This window comes from Micromonospora sp. NPDC049900 (genome assembly GCF_044461025.1).
Taxonomy (GTDB): domain Bacteria; phylum Actinomycetota; class Actinomycetes; order Mycobacteriales; family Micromonosporaceae; genus Micromonospora.
In genome coordinates this window covers 166,293-192,251 of record NZ_JBITKM010000002.1, presented here as the reverse complement: position 1 = coordinate 192,251, position 25,959 = coordinate 166,293, and the positions used below count along the sequence as shown (strand labels likewise).

Here is a 25,959-nt window from a genome sequence, read left to right as displayed (position 1 = left end):
CTCAGGTGGCGCTGGGCAGCGCGGCGTCGGTCGTGGTACGCGGTGCCGGGGCACTCCAGGCCGGGTCCAGCTCCCGTCGGGCGGCCGCCAGGAACGCCTCGGCGTACGTCTCGGCGGGGAAGTCGCCCAGGTAGCGTCGCCGGGTCGCCCAGCGCGCCTCGGCGAGCGGATCGGTGTCGAGCAGCCGGGTCAGCACGTCGTCCAGGTCGGACATGTCCCGCCGCAGCACGTAGCCGGTGGCGGCGAGGGGGAACCGCTCGACGAACCGGTCACCGTCGGCGCCGGTGTCGGTGACCGTGTAGGGCTTGCCCGAGTACAGCCAGTCGGAGACCACCCCGGAGACGTCGGAGATCAACGCGTCCGCCCGGTTCACCGACTCGGCCAGGGTGAGCCGACCGGCGGCGGCGCCGAAGACGTGCTGGCGGCCGGTGCGGGAGCGGTCGGCGGCGAGCAGTTCGTGCAGCCGGGCCAGGCGCCGGGCCGAGGCCGGGTGCTGGTTGGTGTAGGGGTGGGCCCGCAGGATCACCGTGGCGCCCCGGTCGAGCAGCCGCCGCAGCAGCGTCTCGGCCATCGGCAGCGAGCAGTAGTCGGCGTCGGCGTGGTGGCCGGTCCAGGTGGGGGTGTAGAGGACCGTGGGGTTCGCCAGTGCGCGCGTCGGCTGGTGGCGTACCTCGATCGTCTCGACCTGCGGGCGACCCACCACCACGAACTTCTCGGCCGGGATCTCCACTCCGGCCCGGGCGTACCGGTCGATGGCCGCCTCGCCGGCCACGAAGATCCGGTCGAAGATCGCCGACACCGGGTTGGCGCTGGGGGCCTTGTCGCTGTCGCCGTGGTGTAGCTGGACGTGGGTGAGCTGGGTGAACCGGATGCAGTGGCTGTTCTTCGCGCCGTGGTTGACGTAGAACGCCACCCGCAGACTCGGCACCAGCACCTCGTCCATGGTGCGCAGCGTCGGGCAGTAGACCACCGGGGCGGTGGTGGCCGCCGCCACGGCGGGCAGGAACTCCGGTTCCCGCAGCATCACCACGAACGGCCGACCGATCCGTTCGAGGTACGGCAGCCACATGGTGACCTGGTACTCCGACCCGGGCGGGGCGGAGAAGTGCAGCACGAACTCCGGCTGGTGGCGACGCAGCGCCCGGGTGACCGCCGACCCGCCGGCCGCCGGCCGGAACCGGCGGCGAGCCAGGTCGAGGACGACCACGGCGACGGCGACGCCGACCGGCAGGCAGATCAGCAGGGCCACCACGGCGGGCAGTCCGGCCAGGGCCGCCACGGCCAGCGCGGCGAGCAGCCCCGCCACCGCGTCGTCTCCTCGGGCGGCGACCTGCGGCACCCAGGTGCGTACCGGCAGGTTGGCGGCGCGGATCTCCAGGTTGCTGGCGGCCCGCAACGGCCCGGTGACCAGCACCAGCCCGAGCAGCACGAGGGCGGCGACCATCAGGAACGGGTCGAAACCGCCGTCGAGCTGCCGGGCGTAGCCGACCAGGATCCCGGCGGCGAGCAGGGCGGTCTCCGCGACGCTGTCGGCGCCGGGCCGCACCCGGCGCTCCCAGACCGTCGCGGCGAGCGCGGCCACCGCCAGCCCGAGCCCCCAGGTGGTCGCGCCGGTGAGCGCGAGCACCAGGAACGCCAGGACCGCCCCGCCGGTGGCCAGGCCCCGGGCGGCCAACTTCGTGACCAGGTCACCACGCATCTCGGCGCTGCCTTCGTGCTCGTCGTCGGTGGGTCAGCCGACGCGGGTGCCGCTGCTGGGCGCGTCGGCCTGGGTGGGTACCGGGGCGGGCGTCGACGCCTCGCCGGGCGGCCGGCGTACGTCGATCACCTGACCGGTGAGCTCCGAGATCAGCACGTCCAGCGAGGCCTGGGCGACGGTCTCGGCGGCGAGCAGGGTGTTCTCGGGCTCCGCGCCGAACGCCTTGGTCCGCATCGGGGTGGCGGTCCGCTCCGGGTTGATGATGTTGACCCGTACGCCGAACTCGGCCCACTCGTCGGAGAGCGCCTGGGTCAGGTTGACCAGCGCCGCCTTGGTGGCCGAGTAGAGCGCGTAGTCGGCCCGTCCCCGGGTGTACGAGCTGGAGGTGTAGAGCAGGAGCTGGCCCTTGGTCTGCTGGAGGTAGGGCAGGGACTGCCGGGCGACGGTCACCGGGCCGACGAAGTTGACCTGGAGCACCCGGTCGATGGTCTCCTGGTCCATCTCGGCCAGCGCGCCCTTCTCCAGGATCCCGGCGGTGACCACGACGTGGTCGATCCGTCCGGTGGCCTCGAAGGCGGCCCGCAGCGCGGCCTCGACGTCCTCCGGCCGCTCCACGTGCGTGCCGGTGCTGGAGCGGCTGAACGGGAAGACCTGGGCACCGTGCCGGCGGGCCAGCTCGGTGAGGTCGTGGCCGATGCCGTAGCTGCCGCCGAAGACGACGATGGTGCGGCCGGTGACCTCCTCGCTGTACGCCCGGTGGTCGGTCAGCCGGGGCACCTTTGCGGCGGCGAGCTGGAACAGCTTGTCCGCCAGGTGCACGTCGACCGGGTGGGTGACCTTGATGTTCTCGTCCGAGCCGTCGATCACCTTGATCGGCACCTCGGGCAGGTAGCGCAGAACCACGCCGCAGTCGTCGGTGGCGGCGAAGTTCGGGTCGCCCGCGGCCCGCCGGTACGCCTCCCGGATGGTGCTCGACCGGAACGCCTGCGGCGTCTGGCCCCGACGCAGCGTCGCGCGGACCGGGATGTCGGTGATGCACTCGTCCTCGTCGACCTGGATGATCGTGTCGGCCGACGGGATGGCCACGTCGACCGCCGCGTACGTCCAGAGGGCGTTCACGCACTCCCGGACGATCCGGCCGCTGAGCAGGGGCCGTACCGCGTCGTGGAAGAGGATGTTGCAGTCGGCCTCGCCGACGGCGTCCAACGCGACCCGGGTGGTGGCGTTGCGGGTGTCGCCGCCCTCGATCACCTTGGTGACCTTGCGGAAGCCGGCCTTGTCGACGATCCGCTGCGCCTCGTCGACGTGCCCGGTGGCCATCAGCACGATGATCTCGTCGATCTCCGGCGCGGCCTCGAAGACGGCCAGGGTGTGCTCGATGATCGGCTTACCGGCGATCTTGAGGAGCTGCTTGGGGATGCCGAGGCCCAGCCGGGTGCCGGTGCCGCCGGCCAGCACCACGGCCACCGTCCGCGAGGGTCGCCACGGTGCCGGGCTCTCCGGCCGGCTGCCCGGGTCGGTGGTCTGGTCCTGCGTCATTGCCGGTCCTCGCTCTCGGGGGTACATGGTTCGGTGAGGTGGTGTGGGTGGGGGGTTGTCGCCGGCCCCGGCGACGCGTTGAACCTTAACGCGCGGACCGCGTCACCCCAACGGGCCGACGCGGTCCGCGCGACGCCCTGCGGGCGTCGGACGTTCACCCGGACCCTACTTGCCGTTCGTGAACGCCTCGTAGGCCTTCAATACCTCGGCGGTCGGCCCGTCCATCCGGATCAGGCCCGATTCCAGCCAGATTGTCCGTTCGCAGGTGTCCCGGACCGAGGAGAGCTGGTGGCTCACCAGGAACACCGTGCCGGCGCTCTCCCGCAGCTCGCGTACCCGCTTCTCGCTGCGCTTGCGGAACGCCTTGTCGCCGGTGGCCAGCGCCTCGTCGATCAACAGCACGTCGTGCTGCTTGGCCGCCGCGATGGAGAAGCGCAACCGGGCCGACATGCCGGACGAGTACGTCCGCATCGGCAGGGAGGCGAAGTCGCCCCGCTGGTTGATCCCGGAGAACTCGATGATCTCCGGGAGCTTGCGCTGGACCTCGGCCGGGCGCATGCCCATGGCCAGGCAGCCGAGCGTGACGTTGCGCTCACCGGGCAGGTCGTTGAGCAGCGCCGCGTTCACCCCGAGCAGCGACGGCTGCCCCTGGGTGTAGACCGCGCCGCGCTCCACCGGCAGCAGGCCGGCGATGGCCCGCAGCAGCGTCGACTTGCCGGAGCCGTTGGTGCCGATCAGCCCGATCGCCTCACCCCGGTACGCGGTGAAGGTGACCCCGCGCACCGCGTGCACCTCGCGCACGTTCGGTGCCGAGGTGCGGCTCACCATCCGTTTGAACGCGGCCACCGGGCTGGTGTTGCCGGCGGCGCCCTTGTGGATCCGATAGACGATGTGCGCGTCGTCCACCACCACGGTCGGGATCCGGTCCTGGATCCGGGGCAGGGTGACCGTCACGTCGTTGGACATCTCGAGGTGATCAACCACGACCGTACTCCTGTTCGCCGCGCCAGAAGAAGAGGTAGCCGCCGACGCCCATCACGACCGCCCAGCCGACCGCGATCAGCCAGGTCAGCGGCAGCGAGTCGTTGAGCAGCGGAGTCTCCTCCAGCAGGGCGCTGCGGGCCAGCTCGATGTAGACCAGCATCGGGTTGAACTGCACGATCCCGGTGGCCCAGCCGGGCAGGTTGTCGGAGAACAGCGTCACGCTGTAGAGCACCCCGGAGCCGTACATCCAGGCCCGCAGCACGAAGGGCATGACCTGCTTGAGGTCGGTGGCCTTGGCGCCCAGCCGGGCCACCACCATGGTCAACCCGGCGTTGAACACCGTCTGGAGCAGCACCGCCGGCACCAGCATCAGCCACATCAGGGTGATCGGCTCACCGGTGGCCACCACGATGCAGACCAGCACCACCAGCGAGCCGAGGAGTTGCTGGAACTGGGTGGTGGTGATGGCCAGCGGCAGGCAGGCCCGGGGGAAGTGCAGGGCCCGGATCAGGCCGAGGTTGCCGCTGATCGCCTGGGTGCCCTGCTGCACCGTGGTCTGGGTGAAGTTGAAGATGAACAGACCGGTGGTGAGGTAGGCGATGAAGTTCGGGATGCCCCGGCTCTGCTCCAGCACCACGCCGAAGATCAGGTAGTAGACCGCCGCGTTGGTCAGCGGGGTGAGCACCTGCCAGAGCTGCCCGAGCCGGGCGTTGCTGAACGAGGCGGTCAACTTGGCGTTGGCGTACGCGGTGATGAAGTGCCGGTAACGCCACAGCTCACCGCTGTAGCGGCGGAGTGACGGCCGCTCGCCGGCCACCCGCAGGCCGTGGCGGGCGGCCAGTTGCGCGGGAGTGAGGCCGGAATCGGGGTCGGCCAGCGCGGTGTTGGCCATGGGGATGGGCGCTCCGATCTGTCGTGCGGCGGATACGTTCGCGACGATGGAATCTAGCGTGGAGCGCCGCCTCGCCGCTGCGTGGACAGTAGTCCGAAAGACGTCGGGACGCAACCGTACCGTCGTTGCGCTACATTGTTCCTCGTGACAGTCGAGAAGAGTCCCAGGTGACGACCGGGAAGAGACGTACGCCGGCCGGTGCGGCGGTGCTCCGTGGCGAGATCACCACGGCCATCCGCCGGGCCCTGATGCAGGAACTCGCGGCGGTCGGCTACGGCCGGCTCTCCATCGAGGCGGTGGCGCGCCGCGCCGGGGTCAGCAAGACCGCCATCTACCGCCGGTGGAACTCGAAGCTCGACCTGGTGCTGGAGGTGGTGGCCGCCGCAGCCGGTGGCCGGCTGCCCGCGCTGGACACCGGCAGCCTGCGCGGTGACCTGGCGCTGCTGTTCCAGGTGGTGGCGCACGCCCTGCGGCACCCGCTCGCCGCGCAGATCATCCCCGACCTGCTCGCCGAGGCGGCCCGCAACCCGACCATCGACGAGACCCTCCAGCAGGTGCTGCGCGCCCGGCAGCAGGAGGTCGTCGGTCGGCTGATCGGTCGCGCGGTCGAGCGCGGCGAGGTGACCGCCGACCTCGACCGGGACGCCGCGGTCGACCTGATCGTGGGTCCGCTCTACTGGCGGCTCGCCGTCGCCCGTGCCCCGCTGACGGACAGCTACCTGGAGACCCTGGTCGAGTCGGTGGCCCGTGGGCTCGGCGCCCCGGACCCGCTGCCCCGGCCGCGTACGGCCCCGGCCGGGGGTTGAGTCGGCCCAGCTCTGGGTACCGCTGGCAGGCATCGGGCATCGGGCCCGCGCGTCACTGCGCGTCGGCTCGACTCGACACCCGGGATGACTACGCTCGGTGTGGTTCGCGGGGTCTGCCAGACGGCCGTGGAGTGTCCAGCCGCACCCGCACGTACGACGACAAGGACGCAGTGTGTCGATGACCGACCAGACCGTCACCGAGCCCGCTCCGGCGGCGGCCGACGGACCGACCGGTCCCACCGCCACCCCACCCGGCCCGCAGCCTTCACCCTGGCGGTACGTCCGGGCCGGTCTGCGCGGGCTCGGGGCGGGGATCGCCGCGATCCCGGCCGTGCTGACCGACGTCGCGGTGCTGGCCTTCGCACTCTGGACGCTGCTCTACCACGTCGGCCTGCCGCTCGGCTGGGCCCCGTCGTCGACCCTCCGGATCTGGCTGGTGACCGGCCCGGCGCTGGCGCTGCTCGCGGTGCTGGTCCGGGTGGGTCAGTGGGCCCTGCGTCGTCGTGCCGCCCGACCCGCGACGCCCACCGACCCGACGGATCCCGACACCACCACGGGTCCCGACACCACCACTAGTCCCGACGCCACCACGGGTCCCGACACCACGACCGGCGCGGACGCGCCGACGCGCGCCGGTACGACGCCGGACGCGACGCCGACCGAGGACACGGACACCTCTGCCGGTACGCCGACCGGCCGGACCGCCCGGATGCCGGTCGCCCAGCGCCTGGCGACGGCGGTCGTGCTGCTCTTCGGCGTGGCGGCGGCGGTCACCGCGGGCCTGGCCGGTACCCCGGCAGGCGAGAACATCTCCTGGTGGTGGCCCGCCTCGACCGGAGCGGTCGCCGCCGTCGGCATGGTGGTGCTGACCGTCTGGACGTGGCGGCGCATCCCGCCGGACCGGCCCTCCGCGCCCGCCCCGAACGCCTGGCAGTCGCTGTACGCGTTGCTGATCTCCGGCGTGGCGGCGGCGGCCTCGCTCTACATCGCCCGCAACACCCCCGACGACGTCTACTACGTGGGCCGGTCGGTGTGGGTGGCCGAACGCGACATCGTCCCGCTCAACGACTTCCTGTTCAGCGAGAACGTGCTCCCGGCGATGGCGTCGCTGCCGCCGACCGCCAGCATCGAGGTGCTGGCCGGCGCGCTGGGCCGGTTCCTCGACATGCACGCCTCCTCGGCTACCTGGTTCCTGCTGCTGCCGGTGATGGCGGTGCTCGCCGTACTCGCGCTCTGGCGGGTGGTGCACCGGTGGGCGCCGCGCCGCCCGGTGCTGGCCTTCACCGTGGCCGCCGCGTTCCTCGCGCTGGTCGCCGGCTCGGACGCCGCGCTGGGCACGTTCCACCTGCCCCGGCTGTACGAGGGCAAGGGCATGTTCGTCTCGGCTGTCGTGCCGTTGATGTGGTACTACCTGACCCGCTGGTTCGACGACGGGCGCAAGCGTCACCTGGTGCTCGTCTTCGCGCTGTCGGTCACCGCCATCGGGCTGACCACCACGGCGGCGATCATCCTGCCGATGCTGGTCGGCGGGGCGGCGCTGATGATGCTGCTGGTCGGGCGCTGGAAGTCGGCGCTGCTGGTCGGTGTCGTCGCCCTGGCGTACCCGGTCGGCTCGGTGGTGTTGACCCAGATCGTGCTGGGGCAGGGCACCGCGGACGGGGCCGACGCGGTCGCGTACGACGCCGCGTACACCTACCGGCGCACCTTCGAGATCGGCATCGTCGGCGTGATCGGCGGACTCGCGCTGTGGTGCGGGCCGCTGCTGGCCCGTCGCCGTACGGCCGGACTGCTGGCGGCCGGCGGTGCGCTGACGCTGAGCGTGCTGATGGTGCCCGGGGTGCTGGAGTGGCTCGGCGCGCTGACCGGCATCTCGGTGGTGCTCTGGCGGGTGCCGTGGCTGCTCGCCCTGCCCGCACTGATCGGGCTGCTCTGCACGGTCTGGCTGCCCACCCGGTTCCGCTCGGTACGGGCGCTGGTGGGCGTGGTGCTGGCCGGCTCGATGATCGCCTCGTTCGCGGTCTACGCCACTCCGATGTGGTCCGAGCGGAGCTGGGTGGAGATGCGCGACCGGCCGAGCTGGAAGATCCCGGAGCGGCGGCAGGTCATCGCGGAGTGGATCGTCACCCTCGACCGGCCGGACGGCTTCCTGCTCGCCCCGGCCACCATCATGCGGGCCATGCCGATGGTGACCAGCGAGGTCCGGGTGGTGCTGCCGCGCGACTTCTATCTGGTCGAGTACGACCTGGAGTCGCAGTTCGCGAAGGACCGCCTGCTGCTGACCCGGTTCTCCGACGGGGGGCCGGCGGAGGGACGGCCGACCCGGGACGAGGTGTCCGAGGCGTTGGAGCGGTTGGACGTGGGGACGATCTGCGTCTACAACGGCAACCGGTTCGCCCGACGGACCGCGGCCCGTCTCGGCTACACCGAGTTCGCCGAGTTGCCGCCCCCGGTGCCCGATCAGCCGGGCGGGGTCACCTGTCTGCGTCGGGACTGACGCGTCCGGCGGATTTCGGATCGGTTACGTGTGCCGTCCGTTTCGCGTGGTCGACGGTTTGGGCGAAAGATGCCGGATACCCGAGCGTTGTCCCGGCGAGGTTTCGCGTTAAGGTCGCAGCTACGCTGGCGGCCGTTCGAGGCGTATCCAGCCGGTCATCGATCTCGTTAGGGAGCGTACTCGTTGTTCGGCATGTTGAGTTCACGCGTCGGCGTCGCCGCGCGTGGCGCCCTGCTGGTGGCGTCCTACCTGGTGTTACTCGCCGCTGGCGCGCTCGGCTGGGTGGTCCTCTTCGCGGTCGCCGGGACGGCGGCGGTGTTGGGCGAGTTCGCCGTGGAGCGGTGGTCACCGGCCACCGCGACCCTGCTGCAGAAGGTCGGCATCAACCGGGTCTACCGGCAGTTGGGCCGGGACCTGTCGGTGGTGCTGCTGGTCGCCTCCCAGGTGTCGCTGACCGGCACCGAGCTGACCCTGCTGCTCCTGCTGCCCGCCGGGGTGTGGCTGATCGCCGTCTTCGCCGGGGCGTTCAACCGGATGATCGACCGGCGCAACCCGGTCTCCGCCCTGGTCCGCAACATCGACCTGGGCCGGATGCGGTCCGCCCCCCGCCCGCCGGAATGGGCCGCCGAGGTGGCCGGTGACCGGTTGCCGTGGACGAACGTCCTGCTCATCCCGGCCGCCGTGGTGGCCGTCGCCGCCGACGACGTGACGCCGGTCTTCCTCGCCGGTCTGGTGGCCGTCGGGCTGGCCGGGGTGATCGGCGGCATCGTCGCCCTCACCTGGCTGCGTGGCCGGGGCACCGGGCAGAGCCCGCAACTGCCGGCCGTGCAGAACTGGCTCAACAGCTACCGCCCGGAGGTGGCGCTCTACTTCGCCGGCCCGGCCAAGGACGTCTACCAGGCGAACATGTGGCTGGCGCCGATCGAGGCGCTGGGCCGCCGCGCGGTGGTGCTGATGCGCAGCCGGGACGCCTTCGTGGAGCTGGCCGACACCCGGCTGCCGGTGATCTTCGTGCCGGCCGCGCCGGACTTCATGAACCTGGACAAGAGCAGCATCCGGGCCACCCTGTACGCCGCCAACGTCGGGCCGAACATCCACATGCTGCGTGAGCCCGGCATGAAGCACGTCTTCGTCGGGCACGGCGACAGCGACAAGGCGGCCAGCGTCAACCCGTACAGCAAGGTGTACGACGAGGTGTGGGTCGCCGGCCTGGCCGGTCGGGAGCGGTACGCGCGGGCCGGGGTGGGCGTGCTGGACGCCGACATCGTGGAGATCGGCCGTCCGCAGTTGGCCGGTGTGCACACCTTCGGCTCGGAGGCCGTCGACCGGCCGTTCACCGTGCTGTACGCGCCCACCTGGGAGGGTTGGCTCGACGACGACCCGTACCACACCTCGCTGATGCTGATGGGGGACCGGATCGTGGCCACGCTGCTGGCCACCCGTCCCGCCGTCCGGCTGATCTACAAGCCGCACCCGTTGACCGGCACCCGGTCCAAGCAGGCCAAGGCGGTGCACCAGCGGATCGTCGAGCGGATCCGGGCGGCCGGCGGCGATGTCGACGCGAGCGGCCTGGACGGGCCGGCGCACCGGGTGGTCACCGGCCGGGTGCCCGCGCTGTTCGACTGCTTCAACCAGACCGACCTGCTGATCAGCGACGTCTCCAGCGTGGTCTCGGACTTCGTGCAGAGCCAGCGGCCGTACGTGGTGGCCAACCCGGCCGGGCTGCCCGAGGACGAGTTCCGGCGGACCTTCCCCACCTCGCGGGCGGCGTACCTGCTCGCGGCGGACTGCGGTGAGCTGGAGAAGATCGTCGCGGTGACCCGGGCCGGTGACGACCCGATGACCGACGCCCGTCGGGACCTGAAGACCTATCTGCTCGGCCCGGCCGAGGCGAACCCGATGGACCGGTTCGCCGAGGAGATCGGGCGGCTCTGCCACTGACCGCTCCGCGACCGCCACGCGCCCGGGACGACCTGTCGTTCCGGGCGCGTCGCCGTCCGGCGTCGGACTGGGCACCGGCGGCGGGTCGCGTCGTCGTCCGGCACCGGGCCGGGCCGCCGTCCGACATGCGGCGCGGCGTCGGTCCGGCCCGCAAGCGAGCCGGCGGCGGCGCGCCGGGACCGGTTTTGTCCGGTACGCGCCCGGCCGGGCGCGCGGACGGGCATGCTCGGAGGCAGGTCGCGGGAGAGGGGACGGGCGTGGAGAGCTACCACGAGGACTGGACCGACAGCCAGCGGGCGCTCTACGACGAGTGCTACCGGGCCGGTGCGGACTGGGCCGGCGACCCCGACACCGCCGCCGAGGACGTACAGCAGGTGATCAACCTCGGCCAGGCCGACGACGACACGCTCGCCGACGCCGAGATCGACTTCCCGCCGCTGGTGGACGCGGTCACCGAGGCCACGGGCGAGCTGGTCACCACCGTGCCGGCCAGTCACGACGACCCGGCCTTCCGTGGCTTCACGGACGGCGTACGCGACGCCACCGCCGACGAGGTCTTCGGCCTCTGACTCACCGTCACCCGGTCCTGGGCCTGTCACCCGGGGCGGTTGTCTGCGACCATCTAAGGTCAGTTCCGCCGACCGTGACCCCACGGCCGGTGGAGTCCGACCGGGACCATGCGGGGTCAGCGGAGCAGACCGAACGGGGAGGCCGGGTGCGCATCCTGCTGGTCGAGGACGACCGTCGGGTGGCCGCCGCGTTGTCGTCCGCGCTGACGCGCCGCGGCTACGAGGTGGAGCACGCGGCGACCGTCTCCGCCGCCCTCTCCGCCGCGCCGTGCGATCTGGTGCTGCTGGACCTGACCCTGCCCGACGGCGACGGCACCGACCTCTGCCGCGAACTGCGCCGCCGCAGCAACCAGCTCGGCATCATCGCGGTGACGGCCCGGGGTGAGGAACGGGACCGGGTGCTCGGTCTGCGGCTCGGCGCCGACGACTACGTGGTCAAGCCCTTCTCGATGGTGGAGTTGCAGGCCCGCATCGAGGCGGTGCTGCGTCGGGCCTCGCACGCGGCGCCGGAGCGCAACCTGATCGAGGCCGGGCGGCTGCGCATCGACGTGGCGGCCCGTACGGTCACCGTGGCCGAACGCCCGGTCGCGTTGACGCGCAAGGAGTTCGACGTGCTGGTCTCGCTGGCCCGGCAGCCCGGTGTCGCGGTGCCGCGCGACCGGATCCTGCTCGACGCCTGGGGGACCACCTTCGCCGACCGGCACACCGTGGAGGTGCACGTCGGCTCGTTGCGGAGCAAGCTCGGCGACGCGCGGCTGGTGGAGACCGTTCGTGGCGTCGGCTACCGGCTGCGGAGCGAGTGAGTGCGCCGCCGGCTGGTGATCAGCTACCTCCTGCTGATGGTGTTGGTGCTGGCGGCGTTGGGCCTGCCGCTGGGGATGACGCTGACCACCCGGGAGACCGAGCGGGTCCGGGCGGACCGGATCGCCGACGCCACCCGGTTCGCCTCGCTGGCCGGTCCGGCGCTGCGCAGCGGTGTCTCCGGCCCGTTGGACGCCGAGTTGAGCAGCTACGACGATCTGTTCGGCATCGGCGCGGCGGTGGTCGACCGGGACCGGCGGGTGGTGGTCGCGTCGGGCAGCTACCGGCCGGGCACCGGCACCCGCGAGGCGTTGGACATCGCCCTGTCCGGCCAGCAGAACAGCGGACCGGAGTCGGTCTGGCCCTGGGTGTACGGGCCGATCGTGGTGGCGGTGCCGATCAACGACGGCGGCGAGGTGCTCGGCGCGGTGGTGACCGCGACCCCGTCCGACGGGGTGCGCCGGACCGTGGCCACCTGGTGGCTGCTGCTCGCCGCGCTGGGCACGCTGGCGGTGCTGGCCTGCGTGCTGACCGCGTTCGGGCTGGCCGGTTGGGTGCTGCGCCCGGTCACCGAGCTGGACGCGGTCACCCACGAGATCGCCGAGGGCGACCGGGGTGCCCGGGTGCAGCACCAGGTGGGCCCACCCGAGTTGCGCCGCCTGGCGGCGAGCTTCAACCACATGGCCGACGCCGTCTCCGACGTGATGGACCGCCAACGCGCGTTCGTCGCGCACGCCAGCCACCAGCTCCGCAACCCGTTGACGGCGCTGCGGTTGCGGGTGGAGGAGCTGGGACCGAGCCTGACCGACGAGGACGGCCGCGCCGAGCACCGGCTGGCCCTGGAGGAAACCGATCGGCTGGCGCTGCTGCTCGACGCGCTGCTCACGCTCGCCCGGGCCGAGCGGCGGGAGAACCAGCGGGTGACCGTCGACGCGGTGGCGGTGGCCGCGTCCCGGGTCGCCGCGTGGGAGCCGCTGGCCCGGCACCGCAAGGTCGCCCTGCGCCTGGCGGCCGACCCCGCGCCGACGTACGCCCAGACCGTGCCGACCGCCATCGACCAGGCGCTGGACGCGCTGATCGACAACGCGGTGAAGTTCAGCGGGGTGGGCGGTGAGGTGACCGTCTCCGTCGCGACCCGCGAGGGTGGGATCGCCCTGGAGGTGCGCGACACCGGTCCGGGTATGACCTCCGATCAGCTCGGCCAGGCCACCGAACGCTTCTGGCGGGCACCGGAGGTGCAGAACGTCGACGGTGCCGGGCTGGGGCTGACCATCGCCGCGGTGCTCGTCGACGCCTCCGACGGTCGGTTGACCATGCACCCGAACGCGCCACGGGGGCTGGTGGCGGCCCTGTGGTTCCCGGCACCCAGCGAGCCGGCCGATCCCGGCGCACCGGCCGCGCCGCCCGGCCCGGCGTCCACCGAGCCGGTGCCGCCGGCCTCGGTGGCCGGCGAGGATCAGGGCTTGCTGGCCCGGTAGTAGTCGGCGGCGCCGGGATGCAGCGGCAGCGGTGAGGTGGCGATCGCCGAGCGGGGACTCATCCGTCCGGCCGCCGGATGGGCGCTGGCCAGTTCGGAGCGCCGTTCCATCAGCAGCCGGGTCACCTCGCGGACCAGCGGTTCCGGCAGGTCGGCACGGACCAGCAGATAGTTGGGGTTGGCCACGGTGGTGACCGCGTCGATGCCGTACACCGAGCGGGGGATGTCCCGTGGCACGTACACCTCCGGGTTGCCCACGCGCAGCGGGGCGGTCCACTCGCCGAGGTCGACGATGCGGGTCGGGGTGTCCTGGGCGAACTGGGCCACCGCCCGCACCGGCAGCCCGCCGGAGAAGAAGAACGCGTCGATCCGCCCGTCCCGCAGCGCGGCCACCGAGTCGTCGAGGCCGAGCCGTTCCTGGCGTACCCGGCCGTCGTCGAGGTCGGCGGCGGCGAGCAGCCGCTGCACCGTGATCTCGGTGCCGGAACCGGGCGCACCGACCGAGACCCGCCGCCCGCGCAGGTCGGTCAGGGTCTGCACCGGGCTGTTCGCGGTGGTGACCAGGTGCAGCAGGTCGTCGTAGACCCGGGCGACCGCCACCACCTGCGGGTGCGGCCCGGGATCGGCGGGCAGCACGTCGGCCTGGGTGAAGCCGAGTTCGGCCTGGCCGGCGCCGAGGAGCCGGACGTTCTCCGCCGAGGCGGCGGTGACCATCACCTCGGCGCGTACGTCGGGCAGTTCCCGGTTGAGGATGGCCGCCAGGGACTCGCCGAAGGCGTGGTAGACGGCGGTCGGGCTGCCGGTGGCGATCCGGATATGCACTGTCTTATCTGGAGATTCCCGGCAGGCGCTGAGACCGGGCAGGGCCAGCAACACGGTCAGTGCCAGCGTGGCGCGGGCGCCGCGTCGCCGGGCTCGGGCGGTGTACCGGGTACGGCTCACGGGCAGCACTGTGCGCCGCCGGACCCCTGTGGCGCAAGCCCAGAGGCGGCGGAAGCGCTCTCCGGACGGCCCCGGCAGGTCTGCCGGGGCCGTCCGGGTGGTGTCGACCGGCGGTCGGCGAGCCGTTCCGGCCGTCCGGTCGGCCACGGATCAGGCGACTGGGCGGTGGGCCGCCTCCTCTCCGGCGTGGCGCAGGATCTGCTCGCGATCCCGGCCGTGCGCGACACTGACCAGGAAGCAGCCGGTGCCGGGACGCAGCAGCGCCGGCACGTCCAGCAGGGCCGCGCCGCGCACCAGCACGGCGGCCAACTCCCGGTCGGTGATCCGGACGCCGAGGATGTGCCGACGGACGTGCCGGCCACCGGCCAGCAGGGCGGCCCGCCAGGCGGCGGCGGCCAGTCGGGTACGCCACAGCCGCCGGGCCGTCGAGGCACCGGGCACCGGCCCCCCGAGCAACTCGCGGCGGCCCCGCCGCCACCCGTTCTCCACCATCGCCGCGTACGCCGTGCGGTGCTCGCGGGCGATGTGGATCTGGTGCAGTTCGTAGCGGCGGCGCAGCCCGCCCACCGCCGTCTCGTGCCGGACCGGGATGTGCAGGCGGTCGAGTAGCTGTCGGGTCCGCCGCGCCGCCTCCTCCCGGTTGAACTCGATCGTCGCCGGGATGGCGGGTTGCTGGCCCGCGTACCGGTTGCCGGGAGCCGCCGGAGGCGGCATGCAGCGCAGTAGGCAGGCTGTCTCGAACGCGTCGGCCAGCGTGGTCCAGTCCAACGGCGGCAGGGTCGTCGCCTGGCGATGCCGGTCGAGCAGAATGGGTGCGGCAACCACCGGAGTGCCTCCTTGTGGTGTCGGGTCCTCCTTACGGTGACCTGTGACACCCGCGGGTGGTACCGATCCGGCTCAGCCTTGAGGAAATCTTGCGCCTGGTTACAGTTCGGAAACCACAACGTCGATCTGACGTGGACGGCCCGGCGCGCCGACCTGTTCGCACACCGTGTACTTGAGGTCCCGCAGCGCCGTGACCAGCGCATCCGTGGTGCGTGGGCGGGCGCCGGCGAGCAGCAGGTCCCGCACCAGTCGGCCCTTGGTGGCCTTGTTGAAATGACTGACCACCGACCGCACCGGCTGCCCGTCCACCTCACGTTCGTGCAGCACCCGCACCGTCACGACGCGCTCGGCCGCTGCGCCGCGCGGCGCCCAGGTGGCGGCGTACGCGCCGGACCGCAGGTCGAGCACCACGGCGCTGCCGGCCGCCTCGGTCAACACCGGCCCCAACACCCGCCGCCAGTACGCCGACAGCGCACCCACACCGGGCAGGCGGGCCCCGATCGCGCAGCGGTACGGCGGGATCCGGTCGGTCAGCCGGACCGCCCCCCACAGCCCGGAGCTGACCAGCACCTGCCGCTGCGCCGCCCGTCGGGCGGTGGGCGGGAGCGTGGCCAGGTCGAGGGCCTCGTAGAGCACGCCGGTGTAGATCGCCCCGGCCGCAGCGGTGGCCGCCGCCGTCAGCCGGGCGTTGCGCCGCAACTCGCCGTGCTGGCCGGCGCTGAGCCCGAGTGCGTCCAGCGCCGCTTCCGGTGGCCCGGAGGAGAGTGCCACCAGCGCGTCCAGCACCTCCCGGCGGGCGGGATTGAGCGCCGGCAGCGAGAGCCGGTCCAGGTCCAGCTTGCGGCCGGTGCCGGCGTCGGCCTTGCCCTCGGAGGGCGGCAGCAGGATGAGCATGGGCGACTCTAACGCCAGGGGCGCAGTGGCTCCGGCGGGTGGTACACGCGGAAGCCACCGATCTCGGCGAGCAGGCTGCCGTCCGCGCGGTCGCCGAGCAGTTCCCGCAGCCGCCGGTCCGCCGGTGCCCCGGCCGCCAGCACGTACCCCGGACGGGTGGCGCGGGCGAGCCGCCACCAGTACTTCGGATAGCGGTTCTGACCGGGGTGCAGCTCGCCGTCGAGCACCCCGCAGACGACCTTCTCGGCGGTGTTGAAGATCAGGCGGTTGCAGGTCCAGTACTCGCCGTACACCTCGTGCAGACCGGCCGCGTGGACCGTGGCGGCCAGTTGCCGTGCGTACCGTTCCTCCCGTCGGCCGGGGTCCGCACCGGCGGTGGCGAACAGGACCGTGACCACCAACGAGGTCGCCGCCAGGGCGGCCAGGACGGCGGTGGCGACCGCGCCGACCAGCCGCCGCCACGCGCCGACCGCGCCCCGAGCGCCGGCCACCGCCGCCGACCAGAGCGGCCACAGCACCGCCGGCATCGACAGTTGCAGCACCGACAGGTACCGCGCGTTGCCCAGCGGGTCGGTCGCGGCGAGCGAGCTGCGCACGTACGCCAGCAGCGTCAACGCCGCCCCGCCGAGCAACGCCAGGTGCAGCACCGGGGCGAGGCGGTCGGCCCGCCCGGCCCCCCGGCGGTACGCGAGCCCGGCCAGCACCGCCGCGACGACCAGCAGCACCGGGTAGAGCAGCCCGAACCACTCCTGCCAGCGGGCGCAGCCGGAGAGCGGGCAGAGTCCACCCGCCAGCGACACCCCCTCCAGCAACCCGCCGTCCAGCCGCTGCGCCCACGGCGGCGGTGCTGCGGTGCCGCCGCTGATGGTGCGCAGCACCGAGAGGGAGTCCTGTCCGGGCGGTGCGACGAGGTTGTCGCGGATCATCGGGGCGATGCCGACGGCGAATCCGACGAGCAGCAGCAGCCCGGCCCCGCCGAGCAACTCCCGGCGTACCGCCCACACCAGCGCCAGCCCGGCCACCGCCAGGTACGGCACGATCAGCCAGTCCGACCAGACGGCCACCCCGGCGAGCAGCCCGAAGACGCCGACGGCCAGCCGACGGTGGCGCACCGTGCCCTGGGCCAGCCCGGCGACCAGCAGCAGCATCGCCAACACCGCGACCTTGACCTCCGGTCGACCGCCGACGGTCGTCACCTGGTCCCGGATCACCCGCTCGGAGCCGAGCGCCAGCAGACCGACGACCAGGGTGGCGAACCACGGCGACCCGATCCGCCGGGTCAGCCGGTGGATCAGCCAGAGGAACACCGCGTAGAGCGCGAGCACCGGCAGCCGCAGCAACGGCCAGCTCGGACCGCCGACCGCGAGCAGGGGAGCGGCCAGGTACGACTGCAACATTCCCATGTAGCGCTGGCCGTACAGGAAGACCGGGTGCTCGCGGCCCTCGGCGATGTGCAGCGCGGCCAGCCCGAACGTCGCCTCGTCGCTGTTGGACACCGGCACGGTGTGCAGCACGAGGTACAGCCGGTAGCCGACCCCGGCCAGCCCGAGGAGCAGCGCGACGAACGCCGGCCGGTCGAGCCGGAGCCATCCCCGTCCGCGCTGTCGCCCTGATTGCGACCCTGCACGTGGCACGACCATCGCCCCCGTCGTCGTCCCGTCCGGAGTCTCGCACGGCTGCACGGCGCTACGGGCCGCTTTGCCGCAGTTCGGGCGGGCTCGCGCGCCCGGCGGCACGGCGCTGTCGGCGCGGTGGCCGACCGGTCGGCGGTGCGGGTCGTCCGGGGTCGCCGACGGGGTGCCGGGGCGGCTCTCGCGTGGCCGAGGTCGCCGACGTGTGGCAGGGTTGCACCCGTGTCACCCACTTCCGCCGGCCAACTGGCCATACCGACCCTGCATCGGGCCGCACGGATCGAGGACGCGGTGCACGCCGTGGTCGAGCGTCGGCTACGCCGGACGGGCTGGCGGATCAACATCATCGCCTACACCGGATACGGTGCCCCCGGCTGGGCGCGGGTGATGTGCCGGGTGCTGCTCGGGCGACCGGACACCCGTCAGCGGGGCCGGCTGGAGAAGGTCCGGGGTTGGCGCAGCTTCACCACGCTGCCCGCCAAGCACGTCACCGTGACCATCGAGACCGGTGGGGTGACCCACGAGACGCGGGCCGACCGCAGCGGCTTCGTCGACGTCGTGGTGGAGACGAACCTGCCACCCGGCTGGGGGTCGGTACGGCTCAGCGTCCAGGACGCCGAGCCGGTCGAGGCACCGGTCCGCATCCTCGACCCGGAGGTCCGCTTCGGCGTCCTCTCCGACATCGACGACACGGTCATGGTCACCGCGCTGCCCCGGCCGCTGCTCGCCGCCTGGAACACGTTCGTGCTCGACGAGCACGCCCGGATGGCGGTGCCCGGCATGGCCGTGCTCTACGAGCGCCTGGTCACCGCGCACCCCGGCGCCCCGGTGTTCTATCTGTCCACCGGCGCGTGGAACGTCGCCCCGACACTCACCCGCTTCCTGTCCCGGCACCTCTATCCGGCCGGGCCGCTGCTGCTGACCGACTGGGGACCCACCCACGACCGCTGGTTCCGCAGCGGCCGGGAGCACAAGCGCGCCACCCTGGCCCGGCTGGCCAAGGAATTCCCCGACGTACGCTGGCTGCTCGTCGGCGACGACGGCCAGCACGACCCGGAGATCTACCGTGAGTTCGCCGCCGCCCACCCGGACAACGTGGCGGGCGTGGCGATCCGGCGGCTCTCACCCACCCAGGCGGTGCTGGCCGGTAGCCTCCCCGTCCCGCACGACAGCCCTGCCGAGGGGCCGATCGGGCAGAAGTGGCTCTCCGCCCCCGACGGCGCGGGCCTCTGGACCCTGCTGCGCGGCGCCGGCCTGGTCTGAGGCGCTGTACCGCTTCTTGCGAGCCCGCCGGGCGTCAGCCGCCGGGCGTGAGCGTCACCTCGCCCGTGCAGCCGGCCAGGTGCCGGCGGTCTTCGAGCAGGTCGATGACCGCCTCCCGGTTGGCGATCCGGGCCTCCGACAGCGCGTCCGGGTTCTGCCGCTGACCGGCGATGAAGGTCAGGTTGTTTCGGACGGCGGTGTCCAGGCCGTCGCAGTTCTCCGCCGCGCCGCCGTTGAGCGCCGCGTTCGGGTCCGCGTCCGGCACCTCGACCTCATCGGTGCAACCGGCCGCCGCGCGTCGCTGTTCGAGCTGGTCGATGACGGCCTGCCGGTTGGCGATCCGGGCCTCCGACAGCGGGTCCGGGAACACCAACTGGTCGGCGATGAAGGCGAGGTTGCTGCCCACGGCCGTGTCGAGACCCTCGCAGTTCTCACTCGCCGAGCTGGTTCCGGTCGCCATCGCGAAGGCCACGCCGAGGGTCACCCCGATCGCCGTGGCCCCCGCGATCTTGCGCTGTCGCGGTGATGTCCCGCGCCGACTGCTCCGGGTCGTACGCCTGCTGCTCGCCATCGATGCTCTCCCCCTCGTCGTCAACTACCCCCGGAGGTACGGGCGCGCGGGCGCCGGTGGTTCACCGCTCGGTGACCTACGTGCGAGCCCGGCGAATTGTTACCGACCTGGTGAGCGCGCTGTCACGCAGACATGAGGTGGTCAGGGTCCCGCGCCGTCTGCGATGCCCCACCCGACGGCCTGCCCCCGCTCGGGGCCTGGCTGTGTGCCGCAGGTTCGGGCCCCCGCACGAGTCGACGAGGGTGCCGACGGCGACCTGTCGAGCTGAGAGCGGGAACGGATCGCGGAAGGTGGCCACCAGGCTGCGGCGTGTCGTGCCTGGCGCTGCGATGGCGCAAACGGTTCAGCTCGACAGGCGCAGAGGAAGTAACCAGGGCCCGCAGGCCGTGACGGCCACGCCCGTGACGGCCACGCCCGTGACGGCCACGCCCGTGACGGCCACGCCCGTGACGGCCACGCCCGTGACGGCGACCCGGGCAGTGGTCAGGCCGGGCGGAGCCAGAGGACGCCGAGCGGGGGGACGCGCAGTGCCACCGAGGCGGGCAGCCCGTGCCAGGGGATGTCCTGGGCGTGGACGGTGCCGAGGTTGCCGACGCCGGAGCCGCCGTAGTGGTGGGCGTCGGTGTTGAGCACCTCGGCCCAGGTGCCCGCCGCCGGCAGGCCGACCCGGTAGTCGTCCAGCGGGCGGGCGGAGAAGTTGGCGATGCAGACCAGGGTCGCGCCGTCGGGGGCGATCCGGACGAACGAGACGGTGTTGTTGGCGACGTCGTCACCGGCGAGCCAGCGGAACCCGGCGGGGGAGGTGTCCTGTGTCCACAGGGCGGGGGTGTCCCGGTAGACCCGGTTGAGGTCGCCGACGAGGCGTTGCACGCCGGCCCGGGCCGGGTCGTGCAGGAGATACCAGTCGAGGCCGCGCTCCTCGCTCCACTCCCGCTCGTCGGCCAGCTCGCAGCCCATGAAGAGCAGTTGCTTGCCCGGGTGCGCCCACATGTACGCCAGCAGCGCGCGCACGTTGGCCAGGCGCTGCCACTGGTCGCCGGGCATCTTGGCGAGCAGGGACCCCTTGCCGTGCACCACCTCGTCGTGGCTGATCGGCAGCACGTAGTTCTCGCTCCAGGCGTACGCCAGGGAGAAGGTGAGCTGATGGTGGTGGTGCTGCCGGTAGATCGGGTCCTTCGAGGTGTAGAGCAGGGTGTCGTGCATCCAGCCCATGTTCCACTTGAAACCGAAGCCCAGCCCGCCGTCGCTGGTCGGGCGGGTCACCCCCGGCCAGGCGGTGGACTCCTCGGCGATCATCACCACCCCGGGGTGGTGCTTGTAGACCGTCGCGTCGGTCTCCTGCATGAACGCGATGGCCTCCAGGTTCTCCCGGCCGCCGTACTGGTTGGGCACCCACTGCCCGTCGGCGCGGGAGTAGTCGAGGTAGAGCATCGAGGCGACCGCGTCCACCCGCAGCCCGTCGACATGGAACTGATCCAGCCAGTAGAGCGCGTTGGCGACCAGGAAGTTGCGGACCTCGCGGCGGCCGAAGTCGAAGACGTACGTGCCCCAGTCGGGGTGCTCGCCGCGACGCGGGTCCGGGTGCTCGTAGAGCGGGGTGCCGTCGAAGCGGGCCAGCGCCCACTCGTCCTTGGGGAAGTGCGCGGGCACCCAGTCCAGGATCACCCCGATACCGGCGGCGTGCAGGCGGTCCACCAGGTACCGGAAGTCGTCCGGGTCGCCGAACCGCGACGTCGGCGCGAAGTAGCCGGTCACCTGGTAGCCCCAGGAACCGCCGAACGGGTGCTCCATCACCGGCAGGAACTCCACGTGGGTGAAGCCCAGCTCCACCACGTACGCGGTCAACTGCTCGGCCAGCTCCCGGTAGCCGAGGCCGGGCCGCCACGAGCCGAGGTGCACCTCGTACACGCTCATCGGCTCCTGGTGCGGCTGCTGCCTCGCCCGCCGGGCCAACCACTGTGCGTCCGTCCACTCGTAGGTCGAGCGGTGCACCACCGAGGCGGTGGCCGGCGGCACCTCCGCGTACGCGGCGAGCGGGTCGGCCTTGTCCCGCCAGTACCCGTCCGCGCCGAGCACGCGGTACTTGTACCGGGCGCCGGACGCCACCCCGGGCACGAAGACCTCCCACACGCCGGTGGAGCCCAGCGACCGCATCGGCCAGCCGTCGTCCGGTGCCCAGCCGGTGAAGTCGCCGATCACCCGTACGCCCCGGGCGTTGGGCGCCCACACGGTGAACGCCACGCCGTCCTCGCGTACCCGGGCGCCGAGCGCCTCCCAGAGCCGCTCGTGTCGGCCCTCGCCGATCAGGTGCAGGTCCAACTCGCCCAGGGTCGGCGGGTGGCGGTACGGGTCGTCGTGTGGCTGCCCGTCCACCTCGACGCGGTAGTCGAGGACCTCGCCGGGGACGGTCGCCTCGAACACGCCGACGTCGTGCACCCGGGTCATCGGGTACCGCCGTTCCCCGACGAGCAGGCACACCTCGGCCGCGCCCCGGCGCATCGTGCGGATCACCGTACGCCCGTTCGCCGGGTGGGCCCCGAGCACGGCGTGCGGGTCGTGGGTCTCCCCGGAGATCAACTGGTCCATCGGGCGTCGTCCTTCGTGGCGGAGTCGGTGCCGCTGCGGGGACGGGCGGCGGTGGGCGCGGTGCTGGCGGTGTCGGGCGCGGTGTCGGGTGCGGTGGCGTCGGGGCGGCGCAGCACCAGCACGTGCGCGGGTTGCAGGTACGGGTCGAGGCGGACCGCGTTGCGCTGTCCCCAGTCGTAGGCGGCGCCGGTCAGCGCGTCGTGCACGGTGAACCGGTCGTGCCAGTCCAGGCCCAACGCGGGCATGTCCAGCGTGGTGTTGCCCCACTGCACGGTGTGCGAGTCGAACGAGCAGATCACCAGCACCGTGTTGCCGGTCGTCGGGTCGTGCTTGGACCAGCAGAGCAGCGCCGGGTTGTCGATGTCGTGGAAGACCAGGTTCCGCAGTCGGTGCAGAGCCGGATTCTCCCGGCGGACATGGTTCAGGGTGGCGATGAACGGAGCCAGCGACCTCCCCTGCGCCAGCGCGCCGGCCCAGTCCCGGGGACGCAGCTCGTACTTCTCGTTGTCGATGTACTCCTCCGCGCCGGGGCGCGCGACGTGCTCGAAGAGTTCGAACCCGGCGTACATGCCCCAGGAGGGGGAGAGCAGCGCGGCCAGCACCGCCCGGATCTTGAACATCGGCGGTCCGCCGTGCTGCAACGAGGCGTGCAGGATGTCCGGCGTGTTCGGCCAGAAGTTCGGCCGCATGTAGTCGGCCGCCGCCACCAGTTCCTCGCAGTACTCCCTCATCTCGGCAGCCGAGGTCCGCCAGGTGAAGTACGTGTACGACTGGGTGAAGCCGACCTTCGCCAGCCCGTGCATCATCGCCGGTCGGGTGAACGCCTCGGCGAGGAACAACACGTCCGGGTCGACCCGCTTGACCTCGCCGATCAGCCAGTGCCAGAAGTCGACCGGCTTGGTGTGCGGGTTGTCCACCCGGAAGATCTTCACGCCCTCGCCGACCCAGTGCCGCACCACCCGCAGCACCTCGGCGCGGATGCCCTCCGGGTCGTTGTCGAAGTTCACCGGATAGATGTCCTGGTACTTCTTCGGCGGGTTCTCCGCGTACGCGATGCTGCCGTCGGCCCGGGTGGTGAACCACTCCGGGTGCGCGGTCACCCAGGGGTGGTCGGGGGCGCACTGCAACGCCAGGTCCATCGCCACCTCCAGGCCGTGTTCGGCGGCGGCGGCGACGAAGTCGCGGAAGTCCTCCGGCGTACCCAGATCGGGGTGGATGGCGTCGTGCCCGCCCTCGGCGGCGCCGATGGCCCACGGCGAACCCACGTCGTCCGGCCCGGCGACCAGCGTGTTGTTGGGGCCCTTGCGGTTGACCCGGCCGATCGGGTGGATCGGCGGCAGATAGAGCACGTCGAAGCCCATCGCGGCCACCCCCGGCAGCCGCTCGGTGGCGGTGGCGAACGTGCCGGACCGGGCCGGGGCGTCGACGGTGGCCGGGATCGCGCCCTCGGAGCGGGGGAAGAACTCGTACCAGGCGGAGAAGAGGGCACGTTCACGGTCCACCCAGATGCGGTACTCCTCGCCGGTGGTGACCAGCTCCCGGACCGGGTGCGCCCAGAGCAGGTCGGCCAGCGCCAGCGCCGGAGCCACCCGCTGCGGCAGCGGCAGCGCGGTGTCGCGCAGCGCGCGCACCGCCCCGTCCAGGCCCGCCCGCTCGGCGGCCGGGACCAGCTCGGCGGCGGCCCGCAGCACGCGTACGCCCTCGGCCAGGTCGTTGGCGAGCTCGGTCGGCCCCTGGCCTGCGGCGACCTTCTTGGTCACCGCGTTGTGCCAGGTCAGGTACGGGTCGCTGAACGCCTCGACGGTGAACATCCACTCGCCGACGGCGTCCGGGACGATCGTGGCGTGCCACCGGTCCCGGCCCGGCTCGCCCGGTCTCATCCGGGTGAACGGTCGCGCCAGCCCGTCCGGGCCCAACCAGACCACGTTGCAGCCGAGCGCGTCGTGCCCCTCGCGGTAGGCGACTGCCGAGACCGGCACCACCTCGCCGACGACGGCTCGGGCCGGGTAGCGACCGCAGGAGACGACAGGGGAGACGTCTTCGATCGGGAACCGTCCGCTCACCGCCTCAACCTACTGTGCGAGATCGGCTCGCGCTCGTTCGACCGCCGTACCGTGCCCCGCTTGCCCCGTCGCCACCCGCCGCCCTCGCACTGGCTCGATCTGCCCTCGTGCGGGGCGCGTCGGCCGACGCGCGTGGCAGATCAGGCCGGCGGTTCCGGCGACACGAACGATCCCTTGCCCTGGTGGACCTCGATCCAGCCCCGCTCGTCGAGGATGCGGAGCGCGAACCTGATCGGCGTCGGACTCGCCTGGTACTGCTCACACAGTTGGGCGATGGACGGCAGCTTCTGGCCGGGCCGCAGTGCGCCGGATCGAACCGACGCGATCACGTCGGCGATGACCTGCTCGTACACGGGTTGTCTGGGCATGGCAACGCCTCTCGTCAGCGCGTCGAGCATGCCACGCCGGGGCTGCACTCTGTGCGTGCAGTGTTGACTGTGTATACAGTGTGCGCTAAGTTGTGGTGGGCCTCTCGTCAGCAGCGGAGTGCCTTTGACCAGGGCGGGGCGGGTCCCCGTGCCGCCCCGCCCTGCCCGCACTTCCCGATGTGCTCGCCCTGCCCCACCTCCCGCCACTCGCAAGGAGGCACGGATGCACCAGCCCCCGCCCGACATCCCGCGTCCGGTGTTCAGTCGTCGATCATGGAGTTGTGGCAGCAGGTTTGTGGCGGTACGCGGCCTTTGGACGAACCACAACTCCATGATCGGCGCGGTGGGTGGGGTGGGGTCGGGCGGCGGGGGTGTGTGGCGGTGAGTGAGGTGCCGGTGGGGCGGCGGATCGCGCAGTGGCGGGTCCGGCGGAACATGACGCAGCAGCAGTTCGCCGACCGGATCGGCAAGTCCAAGAGCTGGGTGGACAAGGTCGAACGTGGCGAGCGCCGGGTGGAGCGGGTGTCGAACCTGCGCGAGGTGGCCGACGCGCTCCGGATCGACCTGGCGAGCCTGCTGCCGGACCGGGCCGGGCGATCCGCGCCCGCTGCCGCCGGTGTGGAGCGGGTTCGGGCGGCCCTGGCGAAGTACCACGTCCCGGCGTCGTCCCGGCCCGTCGACGTGGAGCAGGTGCGCGCCCGGCTGGACCATGCCGAGCAAAGTTATCGGCATGCCCGGTACCCGGCCCTGCTCAGGCTGTTACCCGACCTGCTCGACACGGTCCGGCAGGTGCGGGTCGACCCGCCCGATCCGGTCGGTGACGAGCTGCTGGTCGGCGCGTACGGGCTGGTTGCTCTGGCTCTGATCAAGGTGGACCAGCGGGAGTCGGCGTGGTTGGCGGCGGACCGGGGGATGGCCGTCGCCCTGGGTGCCGGGAACGCGCTGCTGGCCGCCGCGACCGTACCGCTGAGTCAGGCGCTGCGGGCGGTCGGGCGGCGACGGTCGGCGATGGACGCGGCGGTCGTGGCCGCGCAACGGATCGCGCGTGGGGCGGGCGACGCGGCGACTCTCCGCACGACGTTGCTGGTCCAGGCGGGTCTGGCCGCCGGAGGTCGGGGCGACGGCCGCAGCGCGCGCGAGCTGATCGACCAGGCTGCGGCGATCGTGCCCGAGCTGCCGGACGGCTACGGTACGGCGGCGGTGGAGGCGGCGCGGGTGGTGATCGCGGCCGACCTCGGGGACGTCGGGGTGGCGGCGGCTCGACACGAACGGCTGACGGCGGGGAACGGGTGGCGGTGGCTGCCGACCGAGCACCGCGCGGCGTACCTGCTCGACGTGGCCCGCGCGCACGCCCGCCTCGGCGACATGCTCCAGGCGGGGCGGGCGCTGTTGGACGCCGAGCGGACCGCCCCCGGCGAGGTACGCGAGCGCCCGTCCGCCCGCGCTCTGGTCGCCGTGGTGGCCCGCGCCGCCACCGCTCCCGCCGCGCTCACCCGCCTCGCCACCAGCCTGCACGTCGGTGGCGACGGTGCGGGGTGAGCTGTGGTGGACGGTGCGGGGTGAGCTGTGTTAGCAGGGGACCCCTGCTATGCACGAGGCGTTAATAAGGTGCCC

The 25,959-nt window shown here is 72.6% G+C and carries 20 protein-coding genes; 8 read left to right on the top strand and 12 right to left on the bottom strand.

The window, feature by feature from the left end; translation table 11 throughout:
* Nucleotide 1 precedes the first annotated feature (1 nt).
* The 4 genes from ACIBMZ_RS05380 to ACIBMZ_RS05365 form a co-directional block, all read right to left on the bottom strand.
* Nucleotides 2-1,699, bottom strand: a complete 1,698-nt coding sequence (locus ACIBMZ_RS05380) for a CDP-glycerol glycerophosphotransferase family protein (RefSeq protein ID WP_396691324.1) — start codon at nt 1,697-1,699, stop codon at nt 2-4.
* Nucleotides 1,700-1,732: 33 nt separating this feature from the next.
* Nucleotides 1,733-3,238 (bottom strand): D-ribitol-5-phosphate cytidylyltransferase, encoded by a 1,506-nt coding sequence (locus ACIBMZ_RS05375; RefSeq protein ID WP_396691322.1) that lies wholly within the window; start codon nt 3,236-3,238, stop codon nt 1,733-1,735.
* A 165-nt stretch (nt 3,239-3,403) separates the two neighbouring features.
* The gene (locus ACIBMZ_RS05370) at nt 3,404-4,204 is read right to left on the bottom strand and encodes an ABC transporter ATP-binding protein (protein ID WP_396691874.1); all 801 of its coding nucleotides are present in this window, start codon (nt 4,202-4,204) and stop codon (nt 3,404-3,406) included.
* A gap of 10 nt (nt 4,205-4,214) precedes the next feature.
* Nucleotides 4,215-5,114: an ABC transporter permease gene (locus ACIBMZ_RS05365; protein WP_396691321.1), complete on the bottom strand. Its 900-nt coding sequence runs from the start codon at nt 5,112-5,114 to the stop codon at nt 4,215-4,217.
* A 167-nt stretch (nt 5,115-5,281) separates the two neighbouring features.
* On the opposite strand from ACIBMZ_RS05365, the gene ACIBMZ_RS05360 reads away from it, so the two are divergent.
* From ACIBMZ_RS05360 to ACIBMZ_RS05335, 6 genes are all read left to right on the top strand, one after another.
* Nucleotides 5,282-5,920 (top strand): TetR/AcrR family transcriptional regulator, encoded by a 639-nt coding sequence (locus tag ACIBMZ_RS05360; protein WP_396691319.1) that lies wholly within the window; start codon nt 5,282-5,284, stop codon nt 5,918-5,920.
* A 178-nt stretch (nt 5,921-6,098) separates the two neighbouring features.
* Nucleotides 6,099-8,414: a DUF6077 domain-containing protein gene (locus tag ACIBMZ_RS05355; protein ID WP_396691318.1), complete on the top strand. Its 2,316-nt coding sequence runs from the start codon at nt 6,099-6,101 to the stop codon at nt 8,412-8,414.
* A 183-nt stretch (nt 8,415-8,597) separates the two neighbouring features.
* Nucleotides 8,598-10,355, top strand: coding sequence for a CDP-glycerol glycerophosphotransferase family protein (locus tag ACIBMZ_RS05350; protein ID WP_396691316.1), 1,758 nt, complete (start codon nt 8,598-8,600; stop codon nt 10,353-10,355).
* A gap of 257 nt (nt 10,356-10,612) precedes the next feature.
* A complete protein-coding gene (locus ACIBMZ_RS05345) occupies nt 10,613-10,924 on the top strand; it encodes a hypothetical protein (RefSeq protein ID WP_396691314.1) in 312 nt (103 codons plus the stop codon).
* Between the two features lie 146 nt (nt 10,925-11,070).
* Complete coding sequence (locus ACIBMZ_RS05340; RefSeq protein ID WP_396691312.1) at nt 11,071-11,727, top strand: response regulator transcription factor; 657 nt, start codon at nt 11,071-11,073, stop codon at nt 11,725-11,727.
* Complete coding sequence (locus tag ACIBMZ_RS05335) at nt 11,728-13,203, top strand: sensor histidine kinase (RefSeq protein ID WP_396691310.1); 1,476 nt, start codon at nt 11,728-11,730, stop codon at nt 13,201-13,203.
* Here ACIBMZ_RS05335 and ACIBMZ_RS05330 read toward each other — a convergent pair.
* The 4 genes from ACIBMZ_RS05330 to ACIBMZ_RS05315 all read right to left on the bottom strand — a co-directional run bounded on the left by ACIBMZ_RS05330 (nt 13,182) and on the right by ACIBMZ_RS05315 (nt 17,503).
* Nucleotides 13,182-14,144: a TAXI family TRAP transporter solute-binding subunit gene (locus tag ACIBMZ_RS05330; RefSeq protein WP_396691308.1), complete on the bottom strand. Its 963-nt coding sequence runs from the start codon at nt 14,142-14,144 to the stop codon at nt 13,182-13,184. The two genes, ACIBMZ_RS05335 and ACIBMZ_RS05330, sit on opposite strands and share 22 nt — an antisense overlap.
* Nucleotides 14,145-14,294: 150 nt before the next feature.
* Entirely contained in the window at nt 14,295-14,969 is a 675-nt protein-coding gene (locus ACIBMZ_RS05325) for a hypothetical protein (RefSeq protein WP_396691307.1), read from the bottom strand.
* A 99-nt stretch (nt 14,970-15,068) separates the two neighbouring features.
* Nucleotides 15,069-15,863 (bottom strand): peroxide stress protein YaaA, encoded by a 795-nt coding sequence (gene yaaA / locus ACIBMZ_RS05320; protein ID WP_396691305.1) that lies wholly within the window; start codon nt 15,861-15,863, stop codon nt 15,069-15,071.
* An 8-nt stretch (nt 15,864-15,871) separates the two neighbouring features.
* Entirely contained in the window at nt 15,872-17,503 is a 1,632-nt protein-coding gene (locus ACIBMZ_RS05315; protein WP_396691304.1) for an ArnT family glycosyltransferase, read from the bottom strand.
* Nucleotides 17,504-17,716: 213 nt separating this feature from the next.
* On the opposite strand from ACIBMZ_RS05315, the gene ACIBMZ_RS05310 reads away from it, so the two are divergent.
* On the top strand, nt 17,717-18,757 hold the full coding sequence (locus ACIBMZ_RS05310) for an App1 family protein (RefSeq protein ID WP_396691302.1): 1,041 nt from the start codon (nt 17,717-17,719) through the stop codon (nt 18,755-18,757).
* 34 nt (nt 18,758-18,791) lie between these two features.
* Here the strand turns inward: ACIBMZ_RS05310 and ACIBMZ_RS05305 are convergent, their stop codons facing one another.
* The 4 genes from ACIBMZ_RS05305 to ACIBMZ_RS05290 all read right to left on the bottom strand — a co-directional run bounded on the left by ACIBMZ_RS05305 (nt 18,792) and on the right by ACIBMZ_RS05290 (nt 24,345).
* A complete protein-coding gene (locus ACIBMZ_RS05305; RefSeq protein WP_396691300.1) occupies nt 18,792-19,328 on the bottom strand; it encodes a hypothetical protein in 537 nt (178 codons plus the stop codon).
* 483 nt (nt 19,329-19,811) lie between these two features.
* On the bottom strand, nt 19,812-21,914 hold the full coding sequence (glgB, locus tag ACIBMZ_RS05300) for a 1,4-alpha-glucan branching protein GlgB (protein ID WP_396691298.1): 2,103 nt from the start codon (nt 21,912-21,914) through the stop codon (nt 19,812-19,814).
* Nucleotides 21,902-23,977, bottom strand: a complete 2,076-nt coding sequence (locus ACIBMZ_RS05295) for a maltotransferase domain-containing protein (protein WP_396691296.1) — start codon at nt 23,975-23,977, stop codon at nt 21,902-21,904. The genes glgB and ACIBMZ_RS05295 overlap by 13 nt, the downstream gene beginning before the upstream one ends.
* A gap of 140 nt (nt 23,978-24,117) precedes the next feature.
* Nucleotides 24,118-24,345: a winged helix-turn-helix domain-containing protein gene (locus tag ACIBMZ_RS05290; protein ID WP_117227522.1), complete on the bottom strand. Its 228-nt coding sequence runs from the start codon at nt 24,343-24,345 to the stop codon at nt 24,118-24,120.
* Between the two features lie 381 nt (nt 24,346-24,726).
* Between ACIBMZ_RS05290 and ACIBMZ_RS05285 the strand changes: the two genes are divergently transcribed.
* Nucleotides 24,727-25,884 carry a helix-turn-helix domain-containing protein gene (locus ACIBMZ_RS05285; protein ID WP_396691294.1) on the top strand — a complete coding sequence of 386 codons (1,158 nt, stop codon included), beginning with the start codon at nt 24,727-24,729 and terminating at the stop codon, nt 25,882-25,884.
* Nucleotides 25,885-25,959: the final 75 nt, after the last annotated feature.

What these genes read in the sequence shown, in the direction of transcription:
- ACIBMZ_RS05380 (WP_396691324.1), bottom strand. Translation starts at nt 1,699, where the DNA reads ATGCGTGGTGACCTGGTCACGAAGTTGGCCGCCCGGGGCCTGGCCACC.
- ACIBMZ_RS05375 (WP_396691322.1), bottom strand. Translation starts at nt 3,238, where the DNA reads ATGACGCAGGACCAGACCACCGACCCGGGCAGCCGGCCGGAGAGCCCG.
- ACIBMZ_RS05370 (WP_396691874.1), bottom strand. Translation starts at nt 4,204, where the DNA reads ATGTCCAACGACGTGACGGTCACCCTGCCCCGGATCCAGGACCGGATC.
- ACIBMZ_RS05365 (WP_396691321.1), bottom strand. Translation starts at nt 5,114, where the DNA reads ATGGCCAACACCGCGCTGGCCGACCCCGATTCCGGCCTCACTCCCGCG.
- ACIBMZ_RS05355 (WP_396691318.1), top strand. Translation starts at nt 6,099, where the DNA reads ATGACCGACCAGACCGTCACCGAGCCCGCTCCGGCGGCGGCCGACGGA.
- yaaA (WP_396691305.1), bottom strand. Translation starts at nt 15,863, where the DNA reads ATGCTCATCCTGCTGCCGCCCTCCGAGGGCAAGGCCGACGCCGGCACC.
- ACIBMZ_RS05315 (WP_396691304.1), bottom strand. Translation starts at nt 17,503, where the DNA reads ATGGTCGTGCCACGTGCAGGGTCGCAATCAGGGCGACAGCGCGGACGG.
- ACIBMZ_RS05305 (WP_396691300.1), bottom strand. Translation starts at nt 19,328, where the DNA reads ATGGCGAGCAGCAGGCGTACGACCCGGAGCAGTCGGCGCGGGACATCA.
- glgB (WP_396691298.1), bottom strand. Translation starts at nt 21,914, where the DNA reads ATGGACCAGTTGATCTCCGGGGAGACCCACGACCCGCACGCCGTGCTC.
- ACIBMZ_RS05290 (WP_117227522.1), bottom strand. Translation starts at nt 24,345, where the DNA reads ATGCCCAGACAACCCGTGTACGAGCAGGTCATCGCCGACGTGATCGCG.